Annotated in this window: 24 protein-coding genes; 9 read left to right on the forward strand and 15 right to left on the reverse strand. The window is 37.8% G+C overall.

Annotated features, from left to right (window positions below):
• Nucleotides 1-9 precede the first annotated feature (9 nt).
• The gene (locus ND811_RS13765) at nt 10-915 is read left to right on the forward strand and encodes a hypothetical protein (RefSeq protein WP_265352532.1); all 906 of its coding nucleotides are present in this window, start codon (nt 10-12) and stop codon (nt 913-915) included.
• Between the two features lie 2 nt (nt 916-917).
• Here ND811_RS13765 and ND811_RS13770 read toward each other — a convergent pair whose 3' ends face one another.
• The 3 genes from ND811_RS13770 to ND811_RS13780 form a co-directional block, all read right to left on the reverse strand.
• Entirely contained in the window at nt 918-1670 is a 753-nt protein-coding gene (locus ND811_RS13770) for a hypothetical protein (RefSeq protein WP_265352531.1), read from the reverse strand.
• Entirely contained in the window at nt 1671-2228 is a 558-nt protein-coding gene (gene pyrE, locus ND811_RS13775) for an orotate phosphoribosyltransferase (RefSeq protein WP_265352530.1), read from the reverse strand. It lies immediately after the preceding gene.
• Nucleotides 2229-2366: 138 nt separating this feature from the next.
• Nucleotides 2367-3353 (reverse strand): cytochrome-c peroxidase, encoded by a 987-nt coding sequence (locus tag ND811_RS13780; protein WP_407658905.1) that lies wholly within the window; start codon nt 3351-3353, stop codon nt 2367-2369.
• 274 nt (nt 3354-3627) lie between these two features.
• Here ND811_RS13780 and ND811_RS13785 point away from each other — a divergent pair, with 274 nt between their 5' ends.
• Nucleotides 3628-3975, forward strand: coding sequence for an LEPBI_I2431 family sigma-54 regulated protein (locus ND811_RS13785; protein ID WP_265352529.1), 348 nt, complete (start codon nt 3628-3630; stop codon nt 3973-3975).
• Nucleotides 3976-4060: 85 nt separating this feature from the next.
• On the forward strand, nt 4061-4993 hold the full coding sequence (locus ND811_RS13790; RefSeq protein WP_265352528.1) for an ornithine carbamoyltransferase: 933 nt from the start codon (nt 4061-4063) through the stop codon (nt 4991-4993).
• 56 nt (nt 4994-5049) lie between these two features.
• Here the strand turns inward: ND811_RS13790 and ND811_RS13795 are convergent, their stop codons facing one another.
• Nucleotides 5050-5484: a globin domain-containing protein gene (locus ND811_RS13795; RefSeq protein WP_265352527.1), complete on the reverse strand. Its 435-nt coding sequence runs from the start codon at nt 5482-5484 to the stop codon at nt 5050-5052.
• 198 nt (nt 5485-5682) lie between these two features.
• On the opposite strand from ND811_RS13795, the gene ND811_RS13800 reads away from it, so the two are divergent.
• Together ND811_RS13800 and ND811_RS13805 are read left to right on the forward strand one after the other, a co-directional pair.
• Nucleotides 5683-6675, forward strand: a complete 993-nt coding sequence (locus tag ND811_RS13800) for an HpcH/HpaI aldolase/citrate lyase family protein (protein WP_265352526.1) — start codon at nt 5683-5685, stop codon at nt 6673-6675.
• 205 nt (nt 6676-6880) lie between these two features.
• Nucleotides 6881-8701 carry an alginate export family protein gene (locus ND811_RS13805; protein ID WP_265352525.1) on the forward strand — a complete coding sequence of 607 codons (1821 nt, stop codon included), beginning with the start codon at nt 6881-6883 and terminating at the stop codon, nt 8699-8701.
• Between the two features lie 70 nt (nt 8702-8771).
• Here ND811_RS13805 and ND811_RS13810 read toward each other — a convergent pair whose 3' ends face one another.
• From ND811_RS13810 to ND811_RS13820, 3 genes are all read right to left on the reverse strand, one after another.
• Entirely contained in the window at nt 8772-10844 is a 2073-nt protein-coding gene (locus tag ND811_RS13810) for a methyl-accepting chemotaxis protein (RefSeq protein ID WP_265352524.1), read from the reverse strand.
• Between the two features lie 349 nt (nt 10845-11193).
• Complete coding sequence (locus ND811_RS13815) at nt 11194-12336, reverse strand: FecR family protein (RefSeq protein ID WP_265352523.1); 1143 nt, start codon at nt 12334-12336, stop codon at nt 11194-11196.
• Nucleotides 12337-12584: 248 nt separating this feature from the next.
• Complete coding sequence (locus tag ND811_RS13820; protein ID WP_265352522.1) at nt 12585-13871, reverse strand: chloride channel protein; 1287 nt, start codon at nt 13869-13871, stop codon at nt 12585-12587.
• A 113-nt stretch (nt 13872-13984) separates the two neighbouring features.
• Here ND811_RS13820 and ND811_RS13825 point away from each other — a divergent pair, with 113 nt between their 5' ends.
• Both ND811_RS13825 and ND811_RS13830 read left to right on the forward strand, forming a co-directional pair.
• Nucleotides 13985-14326, forward strand: a complete 342-nt coding sequence (locus ND811_RS13825) for an ArsR/SmtB family transcription factor (RefSeq protein ID WP_265352521.1) — start codon at nt 13985-13987, stop codon at nt 14324-14326.
• A complete protein-coding gene (locus tag ND811_RS13830; RefSeq protein WP_265352520.1) occupies nt 14319-14807 on the forward strand; it encodes an SRPBCC family protein in 489 nt (162 codons plus the stop codon). The genes ND811_RS13825 and ND811_RS13830 overlap by 8 nt, the downstream gene beginning before the upstream one ends.
• Here the strand turns inward: ND811_RS13830 and ND811_RS13835 are convergent.
• The 5 genes from ND811_RS13835 to xerA all read right to left on the reverse strand — a co-directional run bounded on the left by ND811_RS13835 (nt 14785) and on the right by xerA (nt 21360).
• Nucleotides 14785-15615, reverse strand: coding sequence for a lysophospholipid acyltransferase family protein (locus ND811_RS13835; RefSeq protein ID WP_265352519.1), 831 nt, complete (start codon nt 15613-15615; stop codon nt 14785-14787). The two genes, ND811_RS13830 and ND811_RS13835, sit on opposite strands and share 23 nt — an antisense overlap.
• Before the next feature lie 95 nt (nt 15616-15710).
• Nucleotides 15711-17867, reverse strand: coding sequence for a PAS domain S-box protein (locus tag ND811_RS13840; RefSeq protein WP_265352518.1), 2157 nt, complete (start codon nt 17865-17867; stop codon nt 15711-15713).
• 143 nt (nt 17868-18010) lie between these two features.
• Nucleotides 18011-19453, reverse strand: coding sequence for a nitrilase-related carbon-nitrogen hydrolase (locus ND811_RS13845; protein ID WP_265352517.1), 1443 nt, complete (start codon nt 19451-19453; stop codon nt 18011-18013).
• A gap of 63 nt (nt 19454-19516) precedes the next feature.
• Nucleotides 19517-20176 carry a TetR/AcrR family transcriptional regulator gene (locus tag ND811_RS13850; protein WP_265352516.1) on the reverse strand — a complete coding sequence of 220 codons (660 nt, stop codon included), beginning with the start codon at nt 20174-20176 and terminating at the stop codon, nt 19517-19519.
• A 248-nt stretch (nt 20177-20424) separates the two neighbouring features.
• A complete protein-coding gene (xerA, locus tag ND811_RS13855) occupies nt 20425-21360 on the reverse strand; it encodes a site-specific tyrosine recombinase/integron integrase (RefSeq protein WP_265352515.1) in 936 nt (311 codons plus the stop codon).
• Between the two features lie 302 nt (nt 21361-21662).
• Here xerA and recA point away from each other — a divergent pair, with 302 nt between their 5' ends.
• Complete coding sequence (gene recA / locus ND811_RS13860) at nt 21663-22826, forward strand: recombinase RecA (protein ID WP_265352514.1); 1164 nt, start codon at nt 21663-21665, stop codon at nt 22824-22826.
• A 421-nt stretch (nt 22827-23247) separates the two neighbouring features.
• On the opposite strand, the gene ND811_RS13865 is transcribed toward recA, so the two are convergent.
• Together ND811_RS13865 and ND811_RS19635 are read right to left on the reverse strand one after the other, a co-directional pair.
• A complete protein-coding gene (locus tag ND811_RS13865; protein ID WP_265352513.1) occupies nt 23248-23619 on the reverse strand; it encodes a sensor histidine kinase in 372 nt (123 codons plus the stop codon).
• A 30-nt stretch (nt 23620-23649) separates the two neighbouring features.
• On the reverse strand, nt 23650-23757 hold the full coding sequence (locus ND811_RS19635; protein WP_409035818.1) for a hypothetical protein: 108 nt from the start codon (nt 23755-23757) through the stop codon (nt 23650-23652).
• Between the two features lie 109 nt (nt 23758-23866).
• Here ND811_RS19635 and ND811_RS13870 point away from each other — a divergent pair, with 109 nt between their 5' ends.
• On the forward strand, nt 23867-24910 hold the full coding sequence (locus tag ND811_RS13870; RefSeq protein WP_265352664.1) for a hypothetical protein: 1044 nt from the start codon (nt 23867-23869) through the stop codon (nt 24908-24910).
• 35 nt (nt 24911-24945) lie between these two features.
• On the opposite strand, the gene ND811_RS13875 is transcribed toward ND811_RS13870, so the two are convergent.
• Entirely contained in the window at nt 24946-25773 is an 828-nt protein-coding gene (locus tag ND811_RS13875; RefSeq protein WP_265352512.1) for an aldo/keto reductase, read from the reverse strand.
• Nucleotides 25774-25780: the final 7 nt, after the last annotated feature.

A 25780-nucleotide genomic window follows, 5' to 3' on the forward strand; every position in this document is an offset into this window, starting at 1 on the left:
TTTTTATTCATGGCCGGAAGTATCAAAGTTTGTTTGGAACTTGCAGAAATGATTCGGAAAGAAAACCTCGAATCACGAGAAAAAATTCCGACTTCAGATTCACATTTGCGGATTTGGTCTTCACAGTTATCAAGAACCGAAGAAGATCTCAGGAAATTACTTACCGCGCTAAGAGACAGTCATTATATTTTTATTGTATCCATAGTCGCTCCTGATCCAAATTTATTTGTTTACGGCGAAGATGCTTACGTATTCGCAGAACCGTTCATTTTGAACGAATTAAAAAGACATTCCGAAGAAACTTTGGAAAAATTATACGAAGCAAGTAATTACAAAAGGAAATCTGCCTTTCAAATCACGCGAGAACTCTTTCCAAAAATTAAAGAGTTTAACAATACTCCTCTCGGTCGCTCGATTAATTTGTCAGTAATGCTCGAAGAATTCCAAAGGATGTTGACTGCGCAAAGTTACGAGTATACCGACCAATGGCGTAGAACTAAACTGCAAGAAATTTTCAAAGATGAAGTAATTGCTTCCGAGGAATTAGCCAATGCAGCGATTAAAGACTACGACCCAACCAAACGAGCCGTAGACCAACTAAAAGAACAAACACCAAAAGAAAAGGTTGATCAAAACTGGGTTAAAGCAAAAGAAAATTTTTCCACCGAATTCTTGTTACGCGTTCATTTTAGAAAATATGAATTTGATGTTGTAAAAAAACTAATCCAATCAGGTAAATTAAAAGACGAAAAGGACATTAAGTATGTTCGTGATACCTTACAACTAATGGAAAATCGTATGGACCAAGACAATCTATTAAAAAGATATGCAACAGAAATGGTTGAATTACGAAGATATGCCCAAGCAAAACTAAATTTACTTAGGCAAAGTGTAGGGTCAAAACAGGAAAGTTAAAATTAATTTTTTAACCAACCAGACTTATCTAATTGAATATAAACCTGAAAGAAAAATACCACCAAACTAATAAAAATCATCCTTCGTTTTAACGAAAACTGACTAATGGTATAATTTTGTTTTTCAGGTAAATAAAGAAGGTAAATGATCAAATTTACGTTAAAAAATAAACCCAAAAACTCATTAGAAAGAATCGGAAATTTTTCTCTAACCGTGGGAAGATAGGTCGCTATCAAAACCAAAATACTTGGCAAAAAGTATAATGGAGTTTTGATCGTCCATAACCTGTCTTCGGTTAAATCACTGATTCTTTTTATTCCTGATTCCTTTTCAAGTATTGATACTAATTCTTCCTGCTTTTCAATGTTTACAAGTGGATAGATTTTTTCTTTTGTTTCTAAAACAATACGATCATATCCACGAAATTTATCGATTGTTATCTGCTCTAAATCTTTCATCCGAATAGAAGCACAATTTCCGTTCGAATCAAACTGTTTTAAAGACCCACCTTCGATTTCAATTCGCCCAGATGATAAAATTTCTATCTGTTTTAAGTAATTTTTTCGGAGAAACCAAAAGAACAATACTAACAAAGGAACAAAAATGGTAAAAAACTGTACCCTACCTTCTTTTGGCACCTGCAGACTGTTATATGCAACAAAAACTACAAATAAGGATACAACTGCCCAAGTTCTTTTTAATAGTTTATTTCTAAATAAACTGACATCATACAAAAATGTTTTTTGGTTACTCATTCAGAAAAACTCACTTTTGCGAAATATAGATTCCATCTGGACACCGGCTTTTTCCAAATTCTCTGCACCACCTTCTTCGCGGTTTAAGATACAAATCCCTTGGGTTACGGAAATCCCGACCTCTCTTAAAGCTTGGACTGCTTTCAGAGTCGATCCACCTGTAGTAATTACATCATCTACGACCAAACAGGATTTTATTTCCTTCCAGAAACCTTCTATTTGTTGGCCAGTTCCATGCCCTTTGGCTTCCTTTCTGACAACAAGTGGATAAATGAGTTTCCCCTTTTTTTGGTAAGCAAGTGCTATGGAATAAGCCAATGGATCAGCACCTAACGTAAGTCCGCCGACAGCTTGGAAGTCGGCACCCATTTTAGGAATGATTTCTTCCACAAAACATTCCGCAAGAGCAGCAAGGCGCTCGGGATGGAGGGTGATCTCCTTACAGTTAAAATAATGATGGGATTCAAGGCCACTTGCTAAACGAAAGGGAGCTTCTGAATACCGATAGACGTAAGATTTCATCCAGGCAAAGAGTTGGTCTCTATAAGTTGGGGACATAGTCTAATTATTCTTCTATTTCAGCCCAGAAAAGTATATTTTTATTTGTTATGGATTAATTAGGTCCGTTGGGGATATTCCCCCTGGATCTCTAAATTTGGTTTTAAGATCCAAGGAGAAATCAATCAAAGAAAGGAATTAATTGGTGCGATTTTTATCTGATAGAGTTCCAAGGAAGGTAACAATTTTTTTTGTTTCATCCTCAGAAAGATTCATACCTAATTGGTGGTAAGCCATCTTCTTCACTGCTTCCTCTAAAGTTTTAACTTGGCCATCGTGGAAATAGGGTCCAGTCAAAGCAATGTTTCTTAAACTTGGAACTTTGAAGAAATATTTATCCTCTGCTTTTTTAGTGACATTGTACAAACCAAGATCGTTAGTTTTGTATTCATTCACTTGGCCCATTTTACGGAAAGAATTTCCTCCGAGAAGGTTTCCAGAATGGCAAGATGTACATCCTGCTGCCATAAATGATTTAAACCCCTCTTGTTCTGCTTGTGAAATTGCTTTGTAATCTCCGTTGATAAAATCATCAAATCGTGAAAAAGTAACCAAAGTTCTTTCAAAGGCAGCGATTGCTCCCGCTAAGTTTTCATAAGTCACTGGAGTTTTTTCATTAGGATAAGCTTTTGCAAATAAGGATGGGTATTCTTCATCTTCATTGAGGCGTTTTAAAACTTCTTTTTCCGATGGCATCGCCATTTCCACTGGATTCAAAATAGGACCTTTTGCTTGTGCTTTCAAGTCCGCAGCACGTCCGTCCCAGAATTGAACAAAATGAAATCCCGCATTGAGAACTGTAGGAGAATTTCTGTCTCCGTTTTTACCGAAAGCACCTGGAGACGTAGGAAGATTGTCCACACCGGCACCTTTCCCTTCCACATTGTGGCAAGAGTTACAAGATTGTGTTTCGTTCACAGATAGCTTTTTTTCGAAGTAGAGTTTTTTTCCCAAGGAAACTAACTCTGCTGTGTCATTTTCAGAACCAGGCATTTTTTCTGGCAATGCGCCAATGATTTGTTTGGCTTTCAATTGCAAATCTTTGGTCTCTGGCGTTGGCCCGCAATAAGCGAGAGTGACGAGTAAAATGGAAACGAATAGAGGTGTAAATTTTTGTCTCAGCATATAATTGGAATAGTCCTAAAATTGATCCGGAATCGGCAAGTTAGAAATAATATAAATTCAGTCTAAACTTAGAATCATTTCAATTGTATCCAAATGATACAGTTTGATGAAAACCCAATCATATCCAGATTTTCCCTAGGCCCAAAAAACAACAATTTAGGGCAAATGGATGTCTTCCCGATTTTAAGTCAGTGGCAAACGACAAAAAACCAACACCTACACCCAGTTGGCACGATTTATGCTTAATAGTGTTCTAGACCTTTAGGAGTTGTATATGTTGAATACAAGAAGAACCGATCGCATTGAATCTTTAGATTGGGATGATTTGGTCTTAAAACTATTTTCTATCAATGACCAACCAGAATTCCTGATAGCAAAGATTGGAAATATTTCAGAACTCGGAGTGAGTGGCAGTTTAAGACAAGAGATACCACTAAACGACCGCGACCTTGTGGCGGGAGTCATCGAAAGTGATTTAACTCGGTCACGAATTTCTTTTAAAGGTAAAATTGCTTGGAAAAAGGAAACCGACCAAGGCATACTCTTTGGAATCAAATTTTTGGAAGAATTGATCCTTCCAAATTTTATCATTGCACGGTCTATGGCAGAATCGGTCGCTTAAAAGAAAAAAAATAAGAATTAGGGTTAGAATCTGATGAGAATCTCTCGATTTGCTTCTTTCCTGATCCGATAATCATTGGGAAGCTATGTCCCAAGTTAAACATTTGATATCTTGGCAAGATTGGAGTGATGGAGAAATCCGTGAACTTCTTGAGTTTGCAGTTTATGTAAAGAAAAATCGCGTTTATTTTTCCGGACATATGGCTGGCCGATCTCTTGCCATGTTGTTCCAAAAAACTTCAACAAGAACCAGAGTTTCCTTCGAAGCGGGAATGACAGAACTTGGTGGACATGCAATATTTTTGGATTGGATGGCTTCCAATTTCCTACTTTCTGATATTGATTTTGAAGGAAAATATCTTTCGAGTAACGTTGCCATCATTATGGCTAGGCTCAAAAAACATGAGGACCTACTCGTTTTAAAATCAGGATCAACCGTTCCTGTGATCAATGGCTGTTGTAATTTATTTCATCCGTGCCAATCATTAGCGGATATACTAACAATCGTTATGGATTCTCCACAGGATTGGCAAAAGAAAACTCTTTGTTATATTGGTGTACACAACAACGTAGCCAATTCTTTAATTGAAATCACGGCAGCTCTTGGAATCCATTTAACACTGGTAACCCCTATAGCTTCGGAAGATTCCATCGTAAAACAATCGATTGAAAGAGCCAAAAACAAAGGTACCATCTCTTGGGAAACGGATGTAAAAAAAGCTGTTTCCAATGCAGATTATGTTTATACGGACACTTGGGTGGATATGGAATATTTTAATGATCCCAAATTCCAAAAAGAAAAAGAAGAAAGAATCCAACTCATGATGCCTTACCAAGTAAATGCAGAACTTCTAAAAAATACAAAAGCAAAAGTGATGCACGATATGCCAATTCATGCAGGATATGAGATTACGAGGGAAATGGTAGAAAGTGATCGTTCCATTATTTTTACACAGGCCGAGAACCGGTTGGACGCACAAAAAGCAGTCATTCTCAAATTATTAGAAAATCATAACTAATGACCTCCCTAACTTAAGGGAAAAAAAGGTGAGTCTACGTATACTTTTTTTGTCGTCTATTCTTTGACTGAATCTTTTCGATTGACCATCCAACCGCTAAACCCATCCAAAAAATATAGAAAATCTACTTTGTCTTCGTGTTCAAAATCGAAGTTTTGTAAAGCTTCGTCATAACAACGAAACCAAACGGCTCTTTCTTTTTCAGAAATTGGAAACACAAAATGTCGCATCCGCATCCTGGCAGGTCCCCATTTTTCTAGATAATAACTTGGGCCACCTAACACTTGTATCAAAAAGTCAGCCTGTTTTTCTTTGGCGTGATCCCAGTCCCCTTGGAACATCCATTGTATTTCCGAGGTAGCCACCAGATCATAAAACTCAGAAACGAGTTTCCGGATGTTTTCTTCTCCCCACTTTTCAAAAAGAAATTTTACGTTCGGACTGGGGGGTGGAGGACCGCCGGCAGGTGTGTAAATATCGTTTGGATCCAAATTGATAGTCAGTTTCGCGAAAGGGACAGGAAGGGGAAGTCGAATTTTCGACCGGAGCCGAAGGCGTAGCCCGGACTGGCCCGGCCCCGAGGTAGCGAAGGGGTTCGCCCAAGGGACCTCTCTGATTTCGCGAATATTTCCTCGACGATAGGCAAAATTCACAAAACTTGGTAAAAAAATCCGAAAAAGGTATATTAAATGGCACTGACTCACCCGCAATCAGCTCTCTTTGCAGGAGAAAAACCTTTCCCTATCATCCCTGCTTGTGAACACTTCGCTGGATCTGAAAAACTCATCACTAAAGCTCTCGAGTTACAAAATAAACTCGGTGGACTTTTTGATATCACGATGGACTGCGAAGACGGTGCCCAAACTGGAAAGGAAAAAGAACATGCTGAGATGATTGTTCGCATCCAAAACTCTGAACTCAACAAACATAAAATGAGTGGAGTTCGTATCCATGATTATACCAACGAACATTGGCGAGGTGATATTGATATCATCGTTCCAGGGGCAGGAAATGTAATTGCTTACATCACAATTCCAAAACCAACTAAAGCAAGCCAAGTCAAAGAACAAATCACCTACATTCAAGAAGCTTGTAAAAAAGCTGGAATCAAAAGAGAAATTCCTATTCACGTTTTAATTGAAACTCACGGCGCGCTCAATGACGTATTCGAAATTGCGGCATTACCTTGGTTGCAAGTTTTGGATTTTGGTCTTATGGATTTTATCTCAGGCCACCACGGTGCAATCCCTGCATCTTGTATGAAATCTCCTGGTCAATTTGACCATGAACTACTTAGAAGAGCAAAATCCAATATGGTTGCTGCTGCTTTAATGAATGGAGTGATTCCTGCCCATAACGTAACTTTGGATCTTAAGAACATCTACCAAACTTATGCGGATGCAAAACGTGCCCATGATGAATTTGGTTTTTTACGTATGTGGTCTATTTATCCTGCGCAAATCCAATCCATCTTGGATGCAATGGCTCCTAACTTTGCAGAAACACAAACTGCTTGTGATATTCTCATCAAAGCTCAAGATGCAGAGTGGGGACCGATCCAACATGATGGTGACTTACATGACCGCGCTACATATCGCTATTTCTGGGAACTAGTCCAAAGAGCTAAACTCACAGGACAAAAACTTCCAGACGAAGTAGAAAAACGATTTTTTTCCAAATAGTCGTTTCCTAGTCCCAAACTAGACCGGTAAAAAAGGCTCCTTCTTTAGGAGCCTTTTTTATGCCTCAAGAGGCCAAATAAGTCCAAAAATCAGAAAAAGACACTTTCGGATCTATGTCCACAGTTCTGTTTTTACGGATTTTTTATCCAATATATTAATTTTTTGTTTGTAATACTGGATCGAAGATTAGTTACTGTCCTAACTTATGGACAAGCGAATCTTAAAATTTACATCCTCACTTTTTCTTTTTTTACCTTTGGTTCTGGCCTTACTAGGTGTATGCGAACTCTCCGCGCAAGCGGAACCGAGTGCCACAACCCCGAAACAAGAACCCGCTGTTTCTGAACAGGCAAACCTTCCCCCCAAAGAAGAAAAAAAAGAAGGGTATGTGAGTCCACAAATCGGAAATCTTTCTGGCGAATATTTACGAAGTTTGCAAGTGACAACCAGACAAAGAAAGGCTCTCCAGGAAAACAAATCACTCTGGTTTGCCGATAAGTTTCGTGTCGGTTTTGGGATTCGTCCTAAAGTGGATTCTCTTTATAATACAGATTTTGATAAATCCACAGCAGATAACAGAAACAATGCGCTTAATCAAACACAGTTTTACGTGATCGGGGACCTAAGTGAGAATGTTCTATTCAAAATTACCTTACAAGATGTACGCCTTTGGGGAGGTGAAGTCGTCGCTTCGGGAAATGCAGATCAAAAATATGGAGCCATCCCAAACGCAGGAACAACGGTCGATACAACCAAACAAAAAGACGTTGTTCTAAATAATTTTACAGGCTTTCGTGAAGCATTTTTAGATTTAAAGACAACAAACCAAAATTTCAGGCTTCGGACGGGCAGACAAATTTTAGAATTTGGTGACGGAAGGATACTTGGTTCCAGAAACGATAGTTTGAACGGAAATTCCTTTGATGCCTTAAGGTTTACTGGAAAAATCAGTAATCATACTTTGGATGTATTTGGTTCTGTCATTGGAGCTGAAAATAATTCAAATAGTATCGTTTCCAATAATTCTACTAAGTTAGGTGGTATCGGAGATTCTTATTATGGTGGTGTACATTATAATTGGAAAGTGGCAGACTGGTTTGGACTAGATTTATACAATTACAGTTTATTCAAACAACAAAGAAAAGCAAGTGCCCCACCGATTCTTTCCGATACACGCAATTACCGCGGTGATGACCAATTAAATACCTCGGGATTTCGACTCACCAACAGAACCAAAAACAATTTCCTACCGGAAGCAACAGGAATTGATTGGATGGTAGAGGCCGCTTGGCAAACAGGATTTAACGGAGAGAGAGTGACTCCTGATTGGTTAAACCAAAAGGGAAATTATGTGACCAACCAGAAAACAGGAGAACCTCCTCCTTTCTCAGAAGCCGTCAGATACAAAGCAAATATCGTAGCAGTGCAACTCGGATACACTCCTGTCAAAGAATTTCGAATTGGGGTTCAATATGTGCAAGCATCAGGTGATCCAAATCGTAACGATTCGAGTGTCGCCACCTATAACCCGCTGTTTGCCACAAGAAGAATGGCAGGCGGTGCACTACCTTTTGCTGGAAACGGAAATTCAGGACTTGTTTTTTGGCAAAATATCAAAGACTACTCAATCCATCTGAGGTATGAAACTTCCCACTACGGAACTTTTATTTTTAATCCTCATTGGTATTATAAGGTGAAACTGCAAGACGGTTATTATGATAACAATAACTATGTAGCAGGAAGTAAAGCCACCGGGGAAACCGCCTCCACTGAAGATTTTTTTAATAACCAAGCTTATAATCCAACAAAACCGTCGTTAGGTAAACTAGTCGCAACAGAACTAAACTTTATTTATATGATCACACCTTTTGAGAATGTTTCTTTCTGGTTTGGGGCCACAGTGATCCGTGCGGGTGATGCGATTAGAAATCAAAAAAACAATCCCAACGAACCAGACCCACTCCATAGATACGACTTAAGTCCGACAGCCACTATGGTAACATTTCAAACCGTATTTGCGATCTAAAGTTTTTAATTGAGAGGGAAAAAAACCAAAAGAATGGGAACTAAAAAGAACCCATTCAAAATGAGGACCTCTACTTTAACTTAAATCTCTCTACTTGGGTGGAAAGATAAGATGCCTGAGAGGCAATTTCTCCTGCAACGATCGTTAGTTGGTCAGAGCCGCTGGCCACATCTTGGGTCCCATTTGAGATGCTAATGATCGTTTTAGATATTTCCTCGGTGGCCCTTTTTTGTTCGAATACAGCCTCTTCGATTTGTAGGTTAAGGTTAGTCAGTAGATTCGAATTCAGAGCAATGTCCTTAGCATTGTTTTCTTGCAAAAGCACCGAACTAAGAACCCTAGTTGCCGATGTCTCAAATTCCTTGACCCGGCTATTGAGTAAATTTAAAACTTCCGCCGCTTCCGTTACTTTTTTGTTTCCATTTTCTACAGCAGAGTTTGTTGAAATGACCAATTCCCCAATTTCTTTCACAGAGGCTCCCGTCTGTAGAGCAAGTTTTCCAATCTCTTCTGCAACCACAGCAAATCCGCGACCTGCATCTCCTGCTCTAGCAGCTTCGATGGCAGCATTTAACGCCAATAGATTGGTTTTCTCAGAAATTTCAGTAATGATGTCTAATACTTCGCTGATTCTTTCTGCTTTTTCACCAATGTCTTCCATCGCACGAGTGGATTCATTCATGGCCGTTTCTCCAACAACAGCATGTTCTCTCGATTCCGAAGCAAACTTGGCAAGATATTCCATTTCTTTGTTTATGTTCTGAACTTCTTCCCTTAAAGTTAAAACGGATCTATCAATTTCTTTCATTTTCACAACAGCCTCTTCCATCGACTTACCGACATTATCTGCCGATGCCGACAATTCTTCGACAGCGGCCGAAGATTCTTCAGCAGCAGATGCCTGTGTTTGTGAAGTATCAGATAAGGTTTGAGAGGTGGATGCCATTTTATTCGATTGGCTTCCCAATGATTCCACTGTTTGTTTTATATCACCGATTATGGAAACTAAACTATTTTTCATTTGGTTCATTGAGTGTAACAAACTGCCAATCTCATCTTGGTTGATTTCCGTTGCATTAATGGCTAAGTTTCCATTGGCAATTTCCGAAGAAAATTTCATTGCATCTTGCAATCGAACACTGATTTGTTTTTTAAATACAAAATTAAGAAAGAATAGGACCACCACTAAAATAATGACCGAAATGAATGTAGAACTTAGGATTACTTTTGTAATTTGGTTACTAAAGATCGAATCAGGAATGCTTACTTGGAGTGCCCAAAATTGTGGATCTTTTCCAATATGAAAAGGAGAAAAATAATGAGTATATCCATCACTTTGGATGGTAAACATTTTTCCAAGTTTTAGATTATCTAAGTATATTTTTAAATGATCTGGGTTTTCCATTTTTTTCCCGAGTTTAGTTTTATCCTGACCATACATCACATAAATTCCTTTGTCAGATAAAAACGCAATATGCCCCTGGCCACGAAAGGGACGGCTATCTCCGATTTTTTCCTGCAAAGTACTCACATCTAGGTCGATACCAGCGGCACCCTTAAATTTCCCTTTAGGATAAATGGGAACAACAAGGGAAATCATTTGAATTTTTTTTCCTCCCGCCAAATATTCGTAAGGTCCAAAAACTTTTGCTTTATTGGTTTTTTTTACCTGAAGGTAATAGTCCCCTGCTCCATTCGGATTGTCATAATCCACAAGATGTTCTAAATTTATTTTTCCTTCAGGTGTATGATATAAGTAGGGGATGAATCGACCTGTTTTATCATGACCTGGTTTTCCTATAAAAGAGGAATCTCTTCCTTCATAAGCATTCGGCTCATAACAAAGCCAAATAGCAAAGATATCATCATTACGTTCCAAGATTTCTCGCATACTGCTAATCATTGAATCACGCGGTGGAGAAGTATAAAACAAAGCAAAACGAAAACCTCGAATGACACCCATCATAGCATTCAAGTGTTCCTGGATTTCAAAAGACCATTTTTCTGAAGTGATTTCCGCATTTTCTTTAATTTCTGTTTTTAGGTCTATGACAGTTCTGTATATTTGAAAAGAGGTAAGGATCACAAATCCAATAAATAAAATTCCTGCAATGGATAAAGAGACTCTTTGCCGTATACTCATAAGAATCGATCTTAGGTGGTTTAAATTTTTTGTAAATATATTACCGTTATTTGAGAACTAAATCTGGTCGAAAGCAAAGTATGGATTCTATCTCATCCCTAATTGGCCTCAGTATATCCCCTAATTAATTTTTAAAAAAAGGGAATTATCTCTTAGGATCTTTTGGAAATAGATCCACAAATCAGATAAAAAATGGCAAACCTTGGCGGGCTAAGGAAACAAAACAAAAGCTTTGTTTTACGATCACTGTACGTTTTAATCATAGAAGGCTCAGGTAGTGGAGCCCCACCACCTGAAATCATTAACTTAGAAGGTATTAAAAAATACCAAAGGATCCAATCTTAGTAGGTTATTTTTTAGCCTTTGTTTTTACTTTAAAATTTCTATATTCGACATATTCAATATCATCTACAGACAATTGGAAGACACCTTTTGTAGAATGTATGATAAATATATCACCTAACTGAGCCACGACTGCACCAGAAAGGATATCCCCATTTGTCTTATGAATGGTTTCAAGAATGCTATAGTGGCTATGGATTTCTTCTTCGTTATCTAAACCTGCTTTTTCTGCTTCCTTTGCAATTTGATTTAGAGCCTCCGTACGTTTGGCTTCATGTTCTTTTTCTATAGTTCCGACTCCTGTTGTTTCGGATGGGTTGGAACTTTGTGATTCAATTTGTTTTTGGATGGTTTCAGAAGTGATGGAGACAAGAGTTTCCGCTTCCGCCTTTTCTTGTGGGGTGATCGCACTTGGTGATTTAGATAGTCCGCTATCTATACCAATCAATCCGGAAATTTGTTCATTAGTAAGTGCATTGGCGGGAACCTTTGCATTGATCAAATAGACCAACTCATTTAGATTAGGGTTTACTTCCAACCTTTCTCCCGGTTCCAAAACTACTTCGTTTTCTTCTAAGGTCTTCACCAAACGATTGTAATTTTCCGCAGAAAGTCCCTCATTGATCTCAACTAACTTGGGAGAGGTTTTGAAAGCTACAGAAACGGCACCTTCGTAAACTTTTACTTCAGGAATAGAACCTTTGTCTAATTCAAAAGAAAAAACAGTCCCCCGAACTCCCGCCACCATAGTAGGCGAAGTCACAGAGAGATTTTGTCCTGATTTTAGTTTCACGGATTTAACGAGTAAATTTCCCGCTAACATATGAATGTCTGTATTTGGACGGCTTTCCCCCGCAATGTCACGAAACAAAATATCGGAGTTGTCTTTTATCCGAATGACTTCCCCTCGATAAGTTTGTAAATCTACCCTACCTAATTTGGTTACGATTCGGTCTCCCGGACGAACAACATCTCCAATCTTTACTTTGGACTCCTTACCTTGTGAACTAATTGTGATATTTCCTTGGTAGAAAGTGACAACGGCTCCAGCAGTTTGGTCATTTGTTTGATTCGATCCAAACTGGAATTTATGACATTGTAATGCGAATATTAATATAAAGATGGTAAGAAGTTTTGTTGTTGTTTTCATTTTTTTCCACTTAGTTTCCGTAACAAAAGAAACAATTCAATGTGCCTCTATTTTCAAATTTGTAAAAACAAATTTATTTTTTTACGAAATTATCGAGTATTTTGCTTTTTTAGTGTTAGTGAGTTTTGACTCATCGAACGAATGAGCCAAATACTAGCCCAATTCCTCAGAACAATAAACAAGAGTTTAGTGCCACGGTAAATGAAGAGTCTCCAGAACCGAGACTCAAAACACATCTAAAGTCATTCTCATAATTCTGAAATTTTTTTGCCAGAATCAGAAGATCGACTCAAAGGTTTGGTTTTTGTTATGATTTGTGATTGGTAAATGCTTGTATGCCCGGAAAAAATATAAGCAATTCCCGCACTGATAAGGAAAAAGATTCCGCATCCCCATCCAAACAATTCCATTCCCATAACAGCACATGCCAAAGGCGTGTTTGTAGCACCTGCAAATACAGAAATAAATCCAATACCCACAAACAAAGTGAGATGAGAAGGATCAAAATAACCAAATAGGTTTCCCAAACTGGCACCAATAAAAAACAGAGGAGTGACTTCGCCTCCTTTAAAACCAGAACCAATGGTGATCGCAGTCAAAAGTAACTTAAATAAAAAAGACTCTAATGGTAAGGATACTTCAAAAGCTCTTTGAATCGAAGGAAGACCTAACCCAAAATATTCTGGGCTAAGACCCAATACAAAAAAATTAACGAGTATTATACCGCCAAACAGAGGTCTTAGTGGAGGATAATGTATCCACTGAGAAAACAAACGAGAAATTGAATGCATAAGCCAACTAAAAAGTTTTGCTACCCATCCGGACGACACTCCTAAAGCCACCAAACAAATCAAAATGGTTCCATTATAATCAAAAGAGATTTTCGGATAATGAGAATGGGTAACACCCCAAAACAAACAAACTAAGTGAGATAAGTAAGCAGAAAGAAAAGCAGGAAGGATCAACTTAAAACGATAACTTCCAATGCGAACAACTTCTAAGGAAAAAATAGTCGCAGCAAATGGAGTTCCAAAGACAGAAGCAAACCCGGCGCTCATACCTAGTATAATCAATGTTTGTTTTTCATTGGTCTTCATAGAAAATAAACGAACCAATTGGTGAGCAATAGATCCACCCATTTGGACCGCCGTCCCTTCTCTACCAGCAGACCCACCAAAAAGATGAGTTCCGAGAGTTCCGAGTAAAACCAAAGGTGCCATCCGAAATGGAAGGATAGATGAAGGAGAATGGATTTCCTCCAAAAGCAGGTTATTTCCTTTATTCGCATTTTTTCCGTAATGAAAGTAAAACCAACCTATCCCGAAACCAGCGAAAGGAAGAAAATATATGAGCCATAAATGTGATTCCCTGACCTCTGTCACCGTATCTAATGCCACTAAAAAAAAAGCAGATGTCGAACCTACAGACAGTGCAATGAGGAGGATAAAAAATAGCCATTTGGCGAGATACCGTAGGTTAAATAACTCCAAAAACAAGGATACTAAGTTCTGAATTTGCGAAATTCCTCTCTCCATTTACCTCTCCCATAAAATGGCAAGGGTTTCTTTAGAAAACTAACTTTTCAAAAACATCGAATCCCGATACTTAGGTGTTGACCTAAGTATTAAATTCTATTATATATGTTAATATGGTCAAAAGGTCTTATAACATTGATGTGGTATTACATGCACTTTCTGATCCCACAAGGCGCCAAGTTGTAGAACGACTGAGCCAAGGTCCCGCCAGCGTAAGTGATTTAGCTGCACCCTTTTCAATGGCCATGCCCTCCTTTATGCAACATTTAGATATTTTAGAATCAAGCCAGTTGATCTATACAGAAAAACTTGGAAGGGTGCGAATTTGTTATCTTAATCAAAATCCATTTTCAGTGATGGAGTCTTGGTTGCAGGCTCAAAAATCTTTATGGAATACAAGGTTAAACCAATTGGATACATTCTTATTAAAATCAAAGGGGAAAAAATATGAGTAACGAATCAAAGGAAACATTCAATCCCGAATTGGATTTAGTGTTAGAGAGAATCGTCGAAGTGCCAGTAGAATTAGTTTGGGATGCTTGGACGAAACCTGAGCAATTAATACATTGGTTTACACCAGCACCTTGGAAAACGATTGATTGTAGAATTGATCTGAAACCGGGCGGAGAGTTTTATACAGTGATGGAATCACCAGAAGGGAATCATTTTCCCAATAATGGGTGTTTTTTGGAAGTTGTCCCATTACAAAGGTTAGTATTTACGGATAGTTTACTTCCAGGTTATCGACCTTCAGGAAATAGTTTTATGACCGCTTTCGTTACAATGGAACGAATTGGTAACGCAACCAAATATAAAGCAGTCGCCAAACACAAAGATCCTGAAACAAAAAAACAACACGAAGACATGGGATTTATGGATGGATGGGGTGCCGCCTTAGATCAATTGGTAGCGTTTACCAAAAATTTACCCAAATAACCAAAATCAAAACTAAAAAGAATTCGCCGTTAAACGGTAACGGCGGACATTTCGATAACTTCAATTTCTCTTTTTTATCTTTCATCATCGTTTCGGCAGCCGCTAAATAGGCTTCAAATGTGGAATAATCCTTTGCTCTGATGGATCCACAAAAATGGAAATACACCATTTTAGATTTTTTTAAATGAGCGTATTCGTTAAGATTTGAATAACCCATCATTCCACTGACTACAAAAACATCCAAATCCACGTTGAATTTATAAGCAATTTTCATAACCCCGGTTTGGAATGGTTTTATTTCTTCGGTAAAAGTTCTTTCCCCTTCTGGATATAAAAAAATAGATCTTGTTTTTAAGACTCGTAGTACATCGGTTTTAAAGTTTCTAAAATTTGGTTTCTTTTCCGAATAAATAACAGCTTCGACAATCGTTTTATGCATCATAAGAGGGATGATTTTATATCTTTGAATGATATCCCCTCCTAAATAAGATAATTTTACGTCCTTGGAATTAGCCAAATAAGGTAGAGCAACGATCAAAGGTACTTCCAAGGCATTGGTATGGTTGCAGATCAAAAAACGATTATTTCCATTTGGGTCCCAATTCCCTTGTACAAAATGTAACTTTCTTCCAGTAATTACAAAAAAAGAACGATACCAGAAATAACCTAAGTAGTTATTGATACGATTCGACCATCGATCTAAGCCAGTAATTTTAAATATATAAGAGAAAGATAATCCAATCGGAAAAAGAATCACAAAAAATGGAATTGCATAACATAATACAACAAAGAGTTGGAGTTGGCTCATGAGAAAATAGAAACGAATTCCTAAACGAGGTAAACAAGAATTCGATCGAAAGAACTTAAAAATCTAAATATTTTTAAATGATCACATAGAATCAATCAAAGACTCAGCTCTAATAGGAACTTTGGAATTGGGTTTCTAACAATGCTAATTTTACCTTCAATCTGATCAACAAGCATACCTATCAATTGTAGACCGAATCCGGGTGAATGTTCCATTGAAATGGATTCGGGAATCCCAGCTCCATTGTCAGAATACTCTAAATACAGTTTTTTATCTTCCCTAAAGATTTTTAAACAAATCTGTGCATTCGTAATATCATTAAAGGCATGTTTCATTGAATTAGTGATCATTTCGTTCAGAATGATTCCTAAAGAAGAAAGGAGTTTAGCATTTAGCTCAATCGGTTCTTGGAGAATATCCATCTTCAATTGAACATTTTTTGGAAAAATGCTAACAATTTCTTCAAAGATAGCAGGGAAATAATCTTGTAACGATACGGTATTATCCGTTGCCGAATGGTATAGTTTGTCATATAAAACAATCATACTTTTTACGCGCCCTGCAGCCTCATAAAGAATGGTTTGCGTTGCTGTTTCAGTTTGCGACCGCGCCTGAAGAGTTAACAAAGTAAAGATGGAACTCATATTATTTTTTACACGATGGAGGATCTCTTTGAGTATGTTTTCTTTTTCGTGTAATAATTTTTGGATTTTGGATTCAGCAAGATTACGAACGCTCACATCTCTTAAGATTACGGTAAATAGTTTTTCACCTTTAACAGAAATTTGAGATATAGATGCTTCAATCGGAAACTCTTCACCATTGGAACGTAGACCTCTAATTTGTCCTAGTGCACCCATTGCCCTACGACTGACTCCAGTTTTGGAAAAGGAATCAATATGGCTATCATGTTGGTTACGGAAATCCAAAGGGATGAGACGATCTAAAGATTGACCTATCATATCAAGCGATTCATATCCAAACATCTTTTCGGCAGCGCCATTGAAGAGAATGATTTTTTTGGATTGGTCTATGCTTATGATTGCATCCATCGCCGACTCGATGATTTGGGTGAGTTTTGCTTCGGATTCTCGAATCTGTTTCATTGCATTCAATCTTTCCGATATATCTCGCCCAACAGTAATATAACCAATAGGTAAATCGCTTTCATCATTTAACAAAACTTGGTTTATTTCGATATTACGAATGTTTCCATCTTTGGCAAACTGGATCACTTCACCAATAAAACTACCTTCCATGTTTACCTTTCCAATCACTTGATCGCTTGTTAATTGGAGATAATCTGTTTTTAAAATCTCAAGAACAGATTTACCCATCACCTCTTCCGCTTTCCAAAGATAGATTTTTTCTGCGGCTTTATTCCAATAGTTAATACGATGATTAAAGTCTGTTCCAATAACAGCATCTAAAACATTATTCAACATATTTGCTTGTTTAGCAATATGACTTTGAACGTTGTATTCCGCTGTAATATCTCTAAAAACTAGTACGACACCTCTTGTATCCCCATTTAAATCTTTAATAGGAGATCCTGAATCGGAAATTTGGTATTCCGATCCATCCTTAGAAAGAAGAACTGTGTGGTTGGCTAGACCAACAATAGAATTAGTACGTAGAACGATATCAACTGGATTTTCAACTAAACTACGAGTTTTTACATTCACAATTTGGAAAACTTCACTCACATTATGCCCAACTGCTTCATCATGAGTCCAACCGGTTAGTTTTTCTGCAATGGGATTCATACGAATGACTTTACCATCGCTATCAGTTGCGATAACACCATCACCTATAGAATGTAATACGGTCTCAAGATGTTCTTTTTTACTTTTAGTTAATTCATTTGCTTCAAAAAGTTTGAATGCCATTTTGATCGAAGCATCAAGCACAGTAAAACCGGAATTTTTGACCACATAACCATAAGATGTGATTGTCTCTGTTTTTTTAACAATTTCTCTTTCTGTATGCGATGAAAGAAATACTACAGGTATTTCTTTATAATTTAAAATCTCGGTAGCAGTTTGAGTACCATCAAGTCCTCGTCCCAAATCAATGTCCATAAGGATTAAATCAAAGGGTTTTTCCTCTCGGATGATTAGGTGGATTGCATTTTCACCATTGCTAACATGGGTGACAAGATATCCACCCTGCTCCAATTGGTTTTTTTCAAACATAGCAAGAATTGCTTCGTCTTCAACTAACAATATGGATTTATCAGCGACTACTGTCATCAATCGTCCTTTGAAAATTCCAAACAGGGCTGGAGGAATTCTCGACTACAAATGATGCCAAAAAGAAAATTTAATTCAACCAAATAATTAGAATTTTTCTAATATTAAACTTTTGCATACTTGTGAATTGACGCAAATCCCTGTTAGTTTCTTTTTTTTAGTACATTCACAAGTATGAATGCGCCGCAGAGAAGGAAATAAACTCCTCCCAAAGCTATCATCCAATTCCCTAAAATTTGATATAAGGTAGGAACTGGATTCACAGGAACTGAAGCGACTAAAACTCCGTCATTGTCTTCAAAATAGTCGAGAGTTCCCTTGGGACGACCATAGGCATCGTAAATCCCAGATAAAGCACCTCTTGTAGAACGAACGATAGAGCTTCCGTTTTCGATTCCCCTGAGTGTAGCCATTTCCGTATGAAAAGGATTGATTCCCCTCCAGTCAGACGCAGGAATAAAAGTGACTCCTGTTCCTAATTCAGAATGTTTTTTTGTTAGTTGGAGGCTATCAAAATCATAACAGATGGCAACCGACATTTTGCCCCAATCCGTTTCAATCACCCGAATTTCTGACGGAGTATGAGAAACAGGTTCGCCAGGGGGGATAAATTGTTTGAAATAAATTTGCCTGGTCGATCCGTCTTTTCCGATCCAATGTAATTTGTTATCCATAAAGAATTCTTTTTCCTTAAGGGGGACAATATAGGCGGCAACGATTTCGATATTTTTTTCTTTCGCAAGATCACTTACTCTTTTAAGAAAGAGATCCTCTTCGTTTCGGTGGATAAGAACGGCGCCCTCATTCCATACTATGACTTTAGCTCCCTCATTCGCTGCCTGTTCTGTTCTCTGAAATACAATTTCTGTATTCTTTTGATTTACTATTGGATCTAACCACATCGTTTGGATTTCTATTTTAGAGGTGACAGTCCCTACTTTAATACTCTTTCCATCTATGGGAATCGTTAGGCGAATTGTTCCATAAAACAACAACACAACAATTAACAAAAAGCAGGCGATTAATGAATTTCGAGTATATTTTGAAATCTTAAATTGATTGATAAGTTCGGAATAAGTTTGTTCGATACTTCCATTCACTAAAAAAATAAGAAAACTAATGCCCGTTGCCCCAAATAATGAGGCAGATTGCATTAGCATCAAATGATTCATTTGACTATTAGCAAACATTCCCCAAACACCCAACTCAGAGCCATAACCACCTAACCACTCAAAAATGGTAAATAAAAAGGCAAAACTAAGTATAGGCGAAATTTGATTCGAAAACTTTAGCCTAATTTGATTCCAAATCCAAAGTAAGAGAGTGAAGACAAATCCCCCTTGGATTCCAGAAATAACGGCAATCCCAATATGAAAAGGTTCGGAAACAATCCGCATTGTAGAAGCAGTTTGAATTAGAATCAGAGCGAAAAGAAGAATCCACCATGAATGACCTAGCCGAACATAACGTAAAAATGGAACCAGGGCAAACCAGGCAAAAAATGGAATATTCCAATTCAATCCTGTAAACCCAAGTAAAATCCCACCCACCAATAACAAAACCCACTTTTGATCGAAATAATTCATCAATATTTCCTTATATTCTTATAGTCAACAATCCACATTCATCATCTACTAAACGAATTGATTTCATTCTGTTACTTTTCCACCGGCTCCACACCACAAATAATAAAGCGATTCGAGCCAAAGTTTTTCTATGTTTTGGTTCATTTGAAAAGAAATTACCGGAACACCGAAAAAACAAGATGCTATCGCCATAGATAAAGATTTCCAATCAGTAGTTGTCGGCAGTTCGCCATTATGAGCTGCGAACGTTAAAGCGCTACGTATGATTCCTTCCACTCCATTTGCCTCCAAATCTTCAATTCCATCAATCTTAGGAAATAGTAAAACTCGTTCGGCTTTTGTGAGTTTGGGTTGCTGTAGCTTTTTCCTTACCCTTGCTTGGAAAGAGATAATTTCCAAAAGGACTCTTGGATTTTTTTTGGATTCTTTTGCCGTATAACGAAATAATGCGGAAAGAATCCCAAAACCTGATTCTGCTAATTTTTTTTCTTTCGCAAAAACCGAAACCTGCAAACTCCAAACTTGAATATAATGGAGAAGTAAGTCGCCTTTTTCTGGGAAATAGTTATAGAAAGTTGGTTCAGATACTTCTGCGATTTGACATAGATCCTTGATTTTGATCTCATCAAAGGATTTAAATTCTAATTCAGAAAGGAAGGCAAAAGTTAACCTGGTTCTCGTTTTTGCAAATTTTCTATCTTTCAGTGAAAACTGCTGGAGCACCTTAGGATCGTTTCCAAAATTTCGAAACACTACATAAATATAGCTAACAATATTTTTATAGTCAACTATATTTATCTCAATAACTGAGTCAAAAGATGAACTTATAAATTAAATTTTGAAGGAGTTTAAGATTTTAGTTTCGAAAATGGGGTGGCTGTGATAGAAGGAAACCATTGGGAGGCGGGTTCAGTTCCCCACCCTTAAGTCAGGGCGGGGAGATTATATCCGCGCAGAACTAAATCCAATCCCTATTTTTTGGCATGAGGGTGGGCATTCCGGTAGACCTCTTTCAATCGGTCTCTCGAAACACTTAAATAAACTTGCGTAGAAGATAAAGAAGCATGACCAAGTAACTCCTGTACGGCGCGAATGTCTGCGCCTGCATTCAAAAGATCGGTAGCAAATGTATGTCGGAATTTATGAGGAGTAATGGCTTTTTCCATTCCCATAACAGACCTTCTTTCTGATAAAATATAACGTATCCCGCGCGTGGTAAGTTTACCCCCACGTTGGTTTAAAAAGATTTCCTCCGGGCCGGAAGTTCCTCTTTCCTCTAAATACTCTCGGAGTGCACTTTGTGCTTCTTCCCCAATAAATACAAAACGTTCCTTACGACGTTTTCCCATTACTTTGAGAGAGGTAAATTCATGGTTTAGATCACTTAACTTTGCATTGACTAACTCAAATACACGAAGGCCTGTGCTATAAAGTACTTCGACAATGGCTTTATCACGTTTGCCTAGAACTTCTGCTTTTTCTCCATCTTCATATTCTAAGATGTCTTCTGTTTCAATTGGCGTGAAGTTTTTCGGTAACTTCTTTTTCGTTTTTGGGAAACTTACTTGTAAGATAGGGTTAGCACCGATTTTTTCTTCACGGAACAAAAATTTATAAAAAGTTCGCAAGGAAGAAAGTTTACGGCTTTGAGTCCTTTTGTCTTGTTTTTTCGCAGATTTTAAATCGGCAAAGTAAGCCCTCACATCCAAAACATCGACAGTCAAAATATCAATTTCTTCTTTCAAACAAAACTCAAAGAAAAATTTCAAATCGCGCAAATAAGCAAATAATGTATGTTCCGAATAATTTTTTTCTATCTTCAAATAAGTTCGATAACTACGAAATAGTTCAGCCATTGCTTGGGGAAAATGTTCGGGGATTTGGACTTCAAGAGTTGGCAGGGTCATACAGAAACACTATCGGCAAAGTTTTCTTTCTACAGCGCCAAAAAAATACTATACAAGTACTTACATTTTGTTTAGTGTTGAAAACGACAAAAAAAGACATAATCCAGAAAAAATTTCGCCATCTTCCTAATTTGTCCCAGGTCTCATGCATAATGGAACCAATCGGGAAGAGAAAAAGAGTGGAATTCGGAGGGGATGGGTTCATCCTTGAGAGAGTCGGTCAGATCTGTTTTTTTGAAACCAACTGACCTAGTCCCCTACCTAGTCTTTCGGAACACCGATTTTAGGAGAACGTTTGATTCATGAAAAAAGAGAAAGCTGACAAGGCTCAAGAAAAAGAAACCGACCAAAGAAAGCAGGCGATTGACGCAGCGCTCGGCCAAATCGAAAAACAATTCGGTAAAGGTTCCATCATGCGCCTTGGTGCCGATACACGTATGGCAGAAATGAACGTTGTATCCACTGGTTCTTTAGATTTAGACATCGCCTTGGGGATTGGCGGGTTTCCTTCCGGTCGGATCGTAGAAATCTACGGACCAGAATCTTCCGGTAAAACCACACTCACTCTTTCTGCCATTGCAGAGACCCAAAAGAAAGGTGGAATCGCTGCCTTCATCGATGCAGAACACGCACTTGATCCATCTTATGCTAAAAAATTAGGGGTCAATGTGGACGACCTACTTGTGGCCCAACCGGACAACGGAGAAGAGGCTTTAGAAATTTGTGAGTCACTTGTTCGCTCCAATGCGATCGACCTCATCGTCATTGACTCCGTGGCTGCCCTTGTTCCTAAGGCCGAGATCGAAGGAGATATGGGTGATTCTCATATGGGTCTTCAAGCAAGGCTCATGTCCCAAGCCCTTCGTAAACTCACAGGAACGATTGCAAAATCGAATACTACGGTTATCTTTATCAACCAAATCCGTATGAAGATTGGGGTTATGTTCGGAAGTCCTGAAACCACTACAGGTGGAAACGCATTGAAGTTCTATGCTTCCATTCGACTGGACATTCGTCGTATCGAAACTTTAAAAGAAAAAGAAGAACCTGTAGGTAACCGCGTTCGAGTGAAAGTGGTTAAAAACAAATGCGCTCCTCCTTTCCGACAAGCGGAGTTTGACATTATGTATGCAAACGGAATCAACAGAGAAAGTTCTCTCATTGATCTAGCCGTTCGCCATGACCTCGTTGCGAAAGCAGGTTCTTGGTATTCTTACGGTGGAGAAAAAATCGGACAAGGAAAAGAACAAGTCAGAAACTTCTTTCTCGAAAATCCAGACATCGCATTTAAAATTGAAAACCAAGTTCGGGATCTTAATGGACTTCCTCTTATGGACCAAGCAAAAATTCAAACCAGAGAAGTGAAATCCATAGAAAGGGATCCAAAAGAAACTAAAGAAACAAAATCAAAACAACCAGTTAGTTTCTCTACCGAAGCAGAAGGAGATGTTGCTGTCGGAGAATAAAACCATTCGGCTTTCTTTTTAGGAACCATTGACCGGTTCGGGTTTCCCGGGCCGGTTTTTTTTTGTTCAAACTAAAAACTGTCAATCATTCCACTGAAAATTCGCTCCTAACATTTGGTTCACGGCACCAACGAGGCGCTCAGGCTCCCAAGGTTTCGATAAAATGATACTATTTTTATCGGATTATTAAACTGATAGAATGTTTTCCTTAGTGGCAAAGCCAGTTACAACAATTACAGGATCTTAAATATCAACGAGAGACAATTTTACCTGATCCAACTTGCGAGAAACAAACGTTAATTCTCGTTTCATGGAAGATGAAATTGATTTTATATCGTCGACTAAAACAATTTTATAAACTTTTTCGTCCTTTTTAACATCCGTTACTTGAGATTCTACCTCTTATATTAATTGGTCTATACTATTCGGAACCATACGAATCCTCCAGATTTATTGGTAATAAAATTGAAAACGTTGTGCCTTCACAACGAACACTTTCCAAATCTATTTTTCCTTTATGTTTTCGAATGATATCCATACTAATGGATAAACCAAGGCCAGTCCCTTCACCTGTTTCCTTTGTCGTAAAAAATGGATCAAAGATTCTTGAGAGGATATCCTCTGGAATTCCAATTCCGTTATCTTTAATTTTGATCTCCGCAAACTGTTGGTTGTTTTCAGAACTGATATATCTTGTTTTAATTTCAATTTTTCCGGGTTTTTCGCCTTGTGTGTCAGAATATAAACCGTGATTTTTCTTTTGTGAAAGAAGAATTTCGGATCTGCGAACCATAGAGGTTCGGATCTCTTCTTGAATCTCTTCCTACCAGAATAGAGCAACAAAATCCTTACCCAAAAGATGAAAAAAGGATGTATGGAAAAGTTCAGTCGCAGAAGCATTGCATCTGAGGATCTTTAAATCATTGTCTATTACAAAAGAAGGTAACGGATTTCCATCTCAGGCAGCTTCCCATTCCTTCTTTGCATTTAGTACTTTATCGATAACCTCGCCGATTTCCATACAAACCTACCGACAAAATATGACTAAGAAATTAATTATTTGCTTATTTTTTTTAACTTTCCAATGCCAAGTCCAAGAAAAGAAAACAGAGATCGCATTTGCAGAAACTCACGTTTACGATGAGTGGGCAGGTTTTACTGATGCAGATCCACTACATAAAAATGAAATGGCGCTCAGCTGGAAAAAACTAACGAACACTAGAGAGACAATTTCTCAGTATTTAAAGGGAAAAAACTACCAACCGAATGTAAAAACTGTCATTTATCCTTTCAGTGGTATTGATGTTTTAAATCTATTTTCATTTTACCCAAATGCAGATCGATACATCCTTTTTGGTTTAGAGGATCCTGGTTATCCAAATCTATACAACTCACTTTCAGAAAAAGAAAAACAAATCGTAAAACAGGGAATTCGAAACTTATCTGATCACTTAGCAGGTAGGAATTATTTTACCTATCGCAAAATGAAAGAAGAAACAAAGAAAAAAGAGCTAAACGGCGCCTATCCCGTGTTTGTTGCCTTCCTACGCCGAATGGGGAAAGAAATTCTTGATTCTAAGGAGGAAAGAATTGAAGGTAAAGGAATCACTTACAAAGGATTTACCGTTTCCCTCTATGATACAAAACTAAAAAAACAAGAATCACTTACATATTTCAAAATATTCTTAATTGGAAATGAAGGAACTCCTGGTGATGGATTATACGAATATTTTTCTGACTTAAAGCATGTAGGGATATTTACAAAGTCAGCTGAATATTTATTTCATGGAGAAAAAAGAAAATTAATTCGAGATCTACTTTTAAAGAATGCGGAATTTGTCGTTCAAGATGAGTCTGGATTTCCTCTTCGCTTATTTCCAGAAGAAAATTGGAACCGTCAGGTTTTTGGCAGGTATGAGAAGTCTTGGAATTTATCTGGAGCCATTACCCCAGAAGCCCAACCAGAACTAAAAATTCTAAGCGAAGTCACAAACGATGAACCTCTTCCTTTTCCATTTGGATATGGATACTTAGGAACAAAAGACAACCGTCAATCAGCAGTTCTAGTTTTTGCAAAAAAATAAAACAGAAACTACAGATGCGCTAGGTCTACACTGTATCATTCCACAGTATTAGGATCCCAACAAGTTCTGAAGTTTTCATTCCAGCTGGAAATTTCCTTCATATCCGCTTCGGATAAAGAAAAATCAAATACATCTGCATTTTCTTTGATCCGAACAGGATTTTTAGATTTTGGTATGACTACATGTCCTGCTTGCAAAGACCACCGGATTAATATTTGTGCATTTGATTTTTGGTATCGATTGGCAAGTGTTGTGATCCTCGGATCTTCCAACTTTTGGCCGTGAGCAAGAGGGCTATATGCTTCTAGGATAATTCCCTTTTTCAAACAATAGTCTTTTAATTCTGTATCCTGTAAAAAAGGATGGTATTCTACTTGGTTCATTGCAGGCACAGTACCCGTCTCATTTAAAAGTTCTTCCAAATGAGAGACCATAAAATTGCTGACTCCAATAGATTTTGCTTTTCCATCATTTTTTATTTTCTCCAAAGCCTTCCACGATTCCATTCGTTTTCCAGAAACCGGAAAATGAATTAAATACATATCTACATAGTCTGTTCCCAACTTATTCAAAGAGACATCTATTGCTCGTAAGGCGGAATCATAACCTTGGTCAGCATTCCAAAGTTTTGTGACGAGGAAAATATCATTACGTTTCAATCCACTTTCTTTAATGGCGGCTCCTACATCAGTTTCATTTCCATAAATCGCAGCTGTATCGATATGCCGATATCCAAAAGATAAAGCTGATGTAACAGCTTCAAAACATTCTTTTGGTCGAGACTTCCAAACTCCTAGACCAAGTCTTGGTACAGAAACTGATTGGTTCGAAGGTAAAGTGGATGTGATTTCTAGGTTTAACATAAAGTAG

Source organism: Leptospira soteropolitanensis, from assembly GCF_026151655.1.
GTDB lineage: Bacteria > Spirochaetota > Leptospiria > Leptospirales > Leptospiraceae > Leptospira_A > Leptospira_A soteropolitanensis.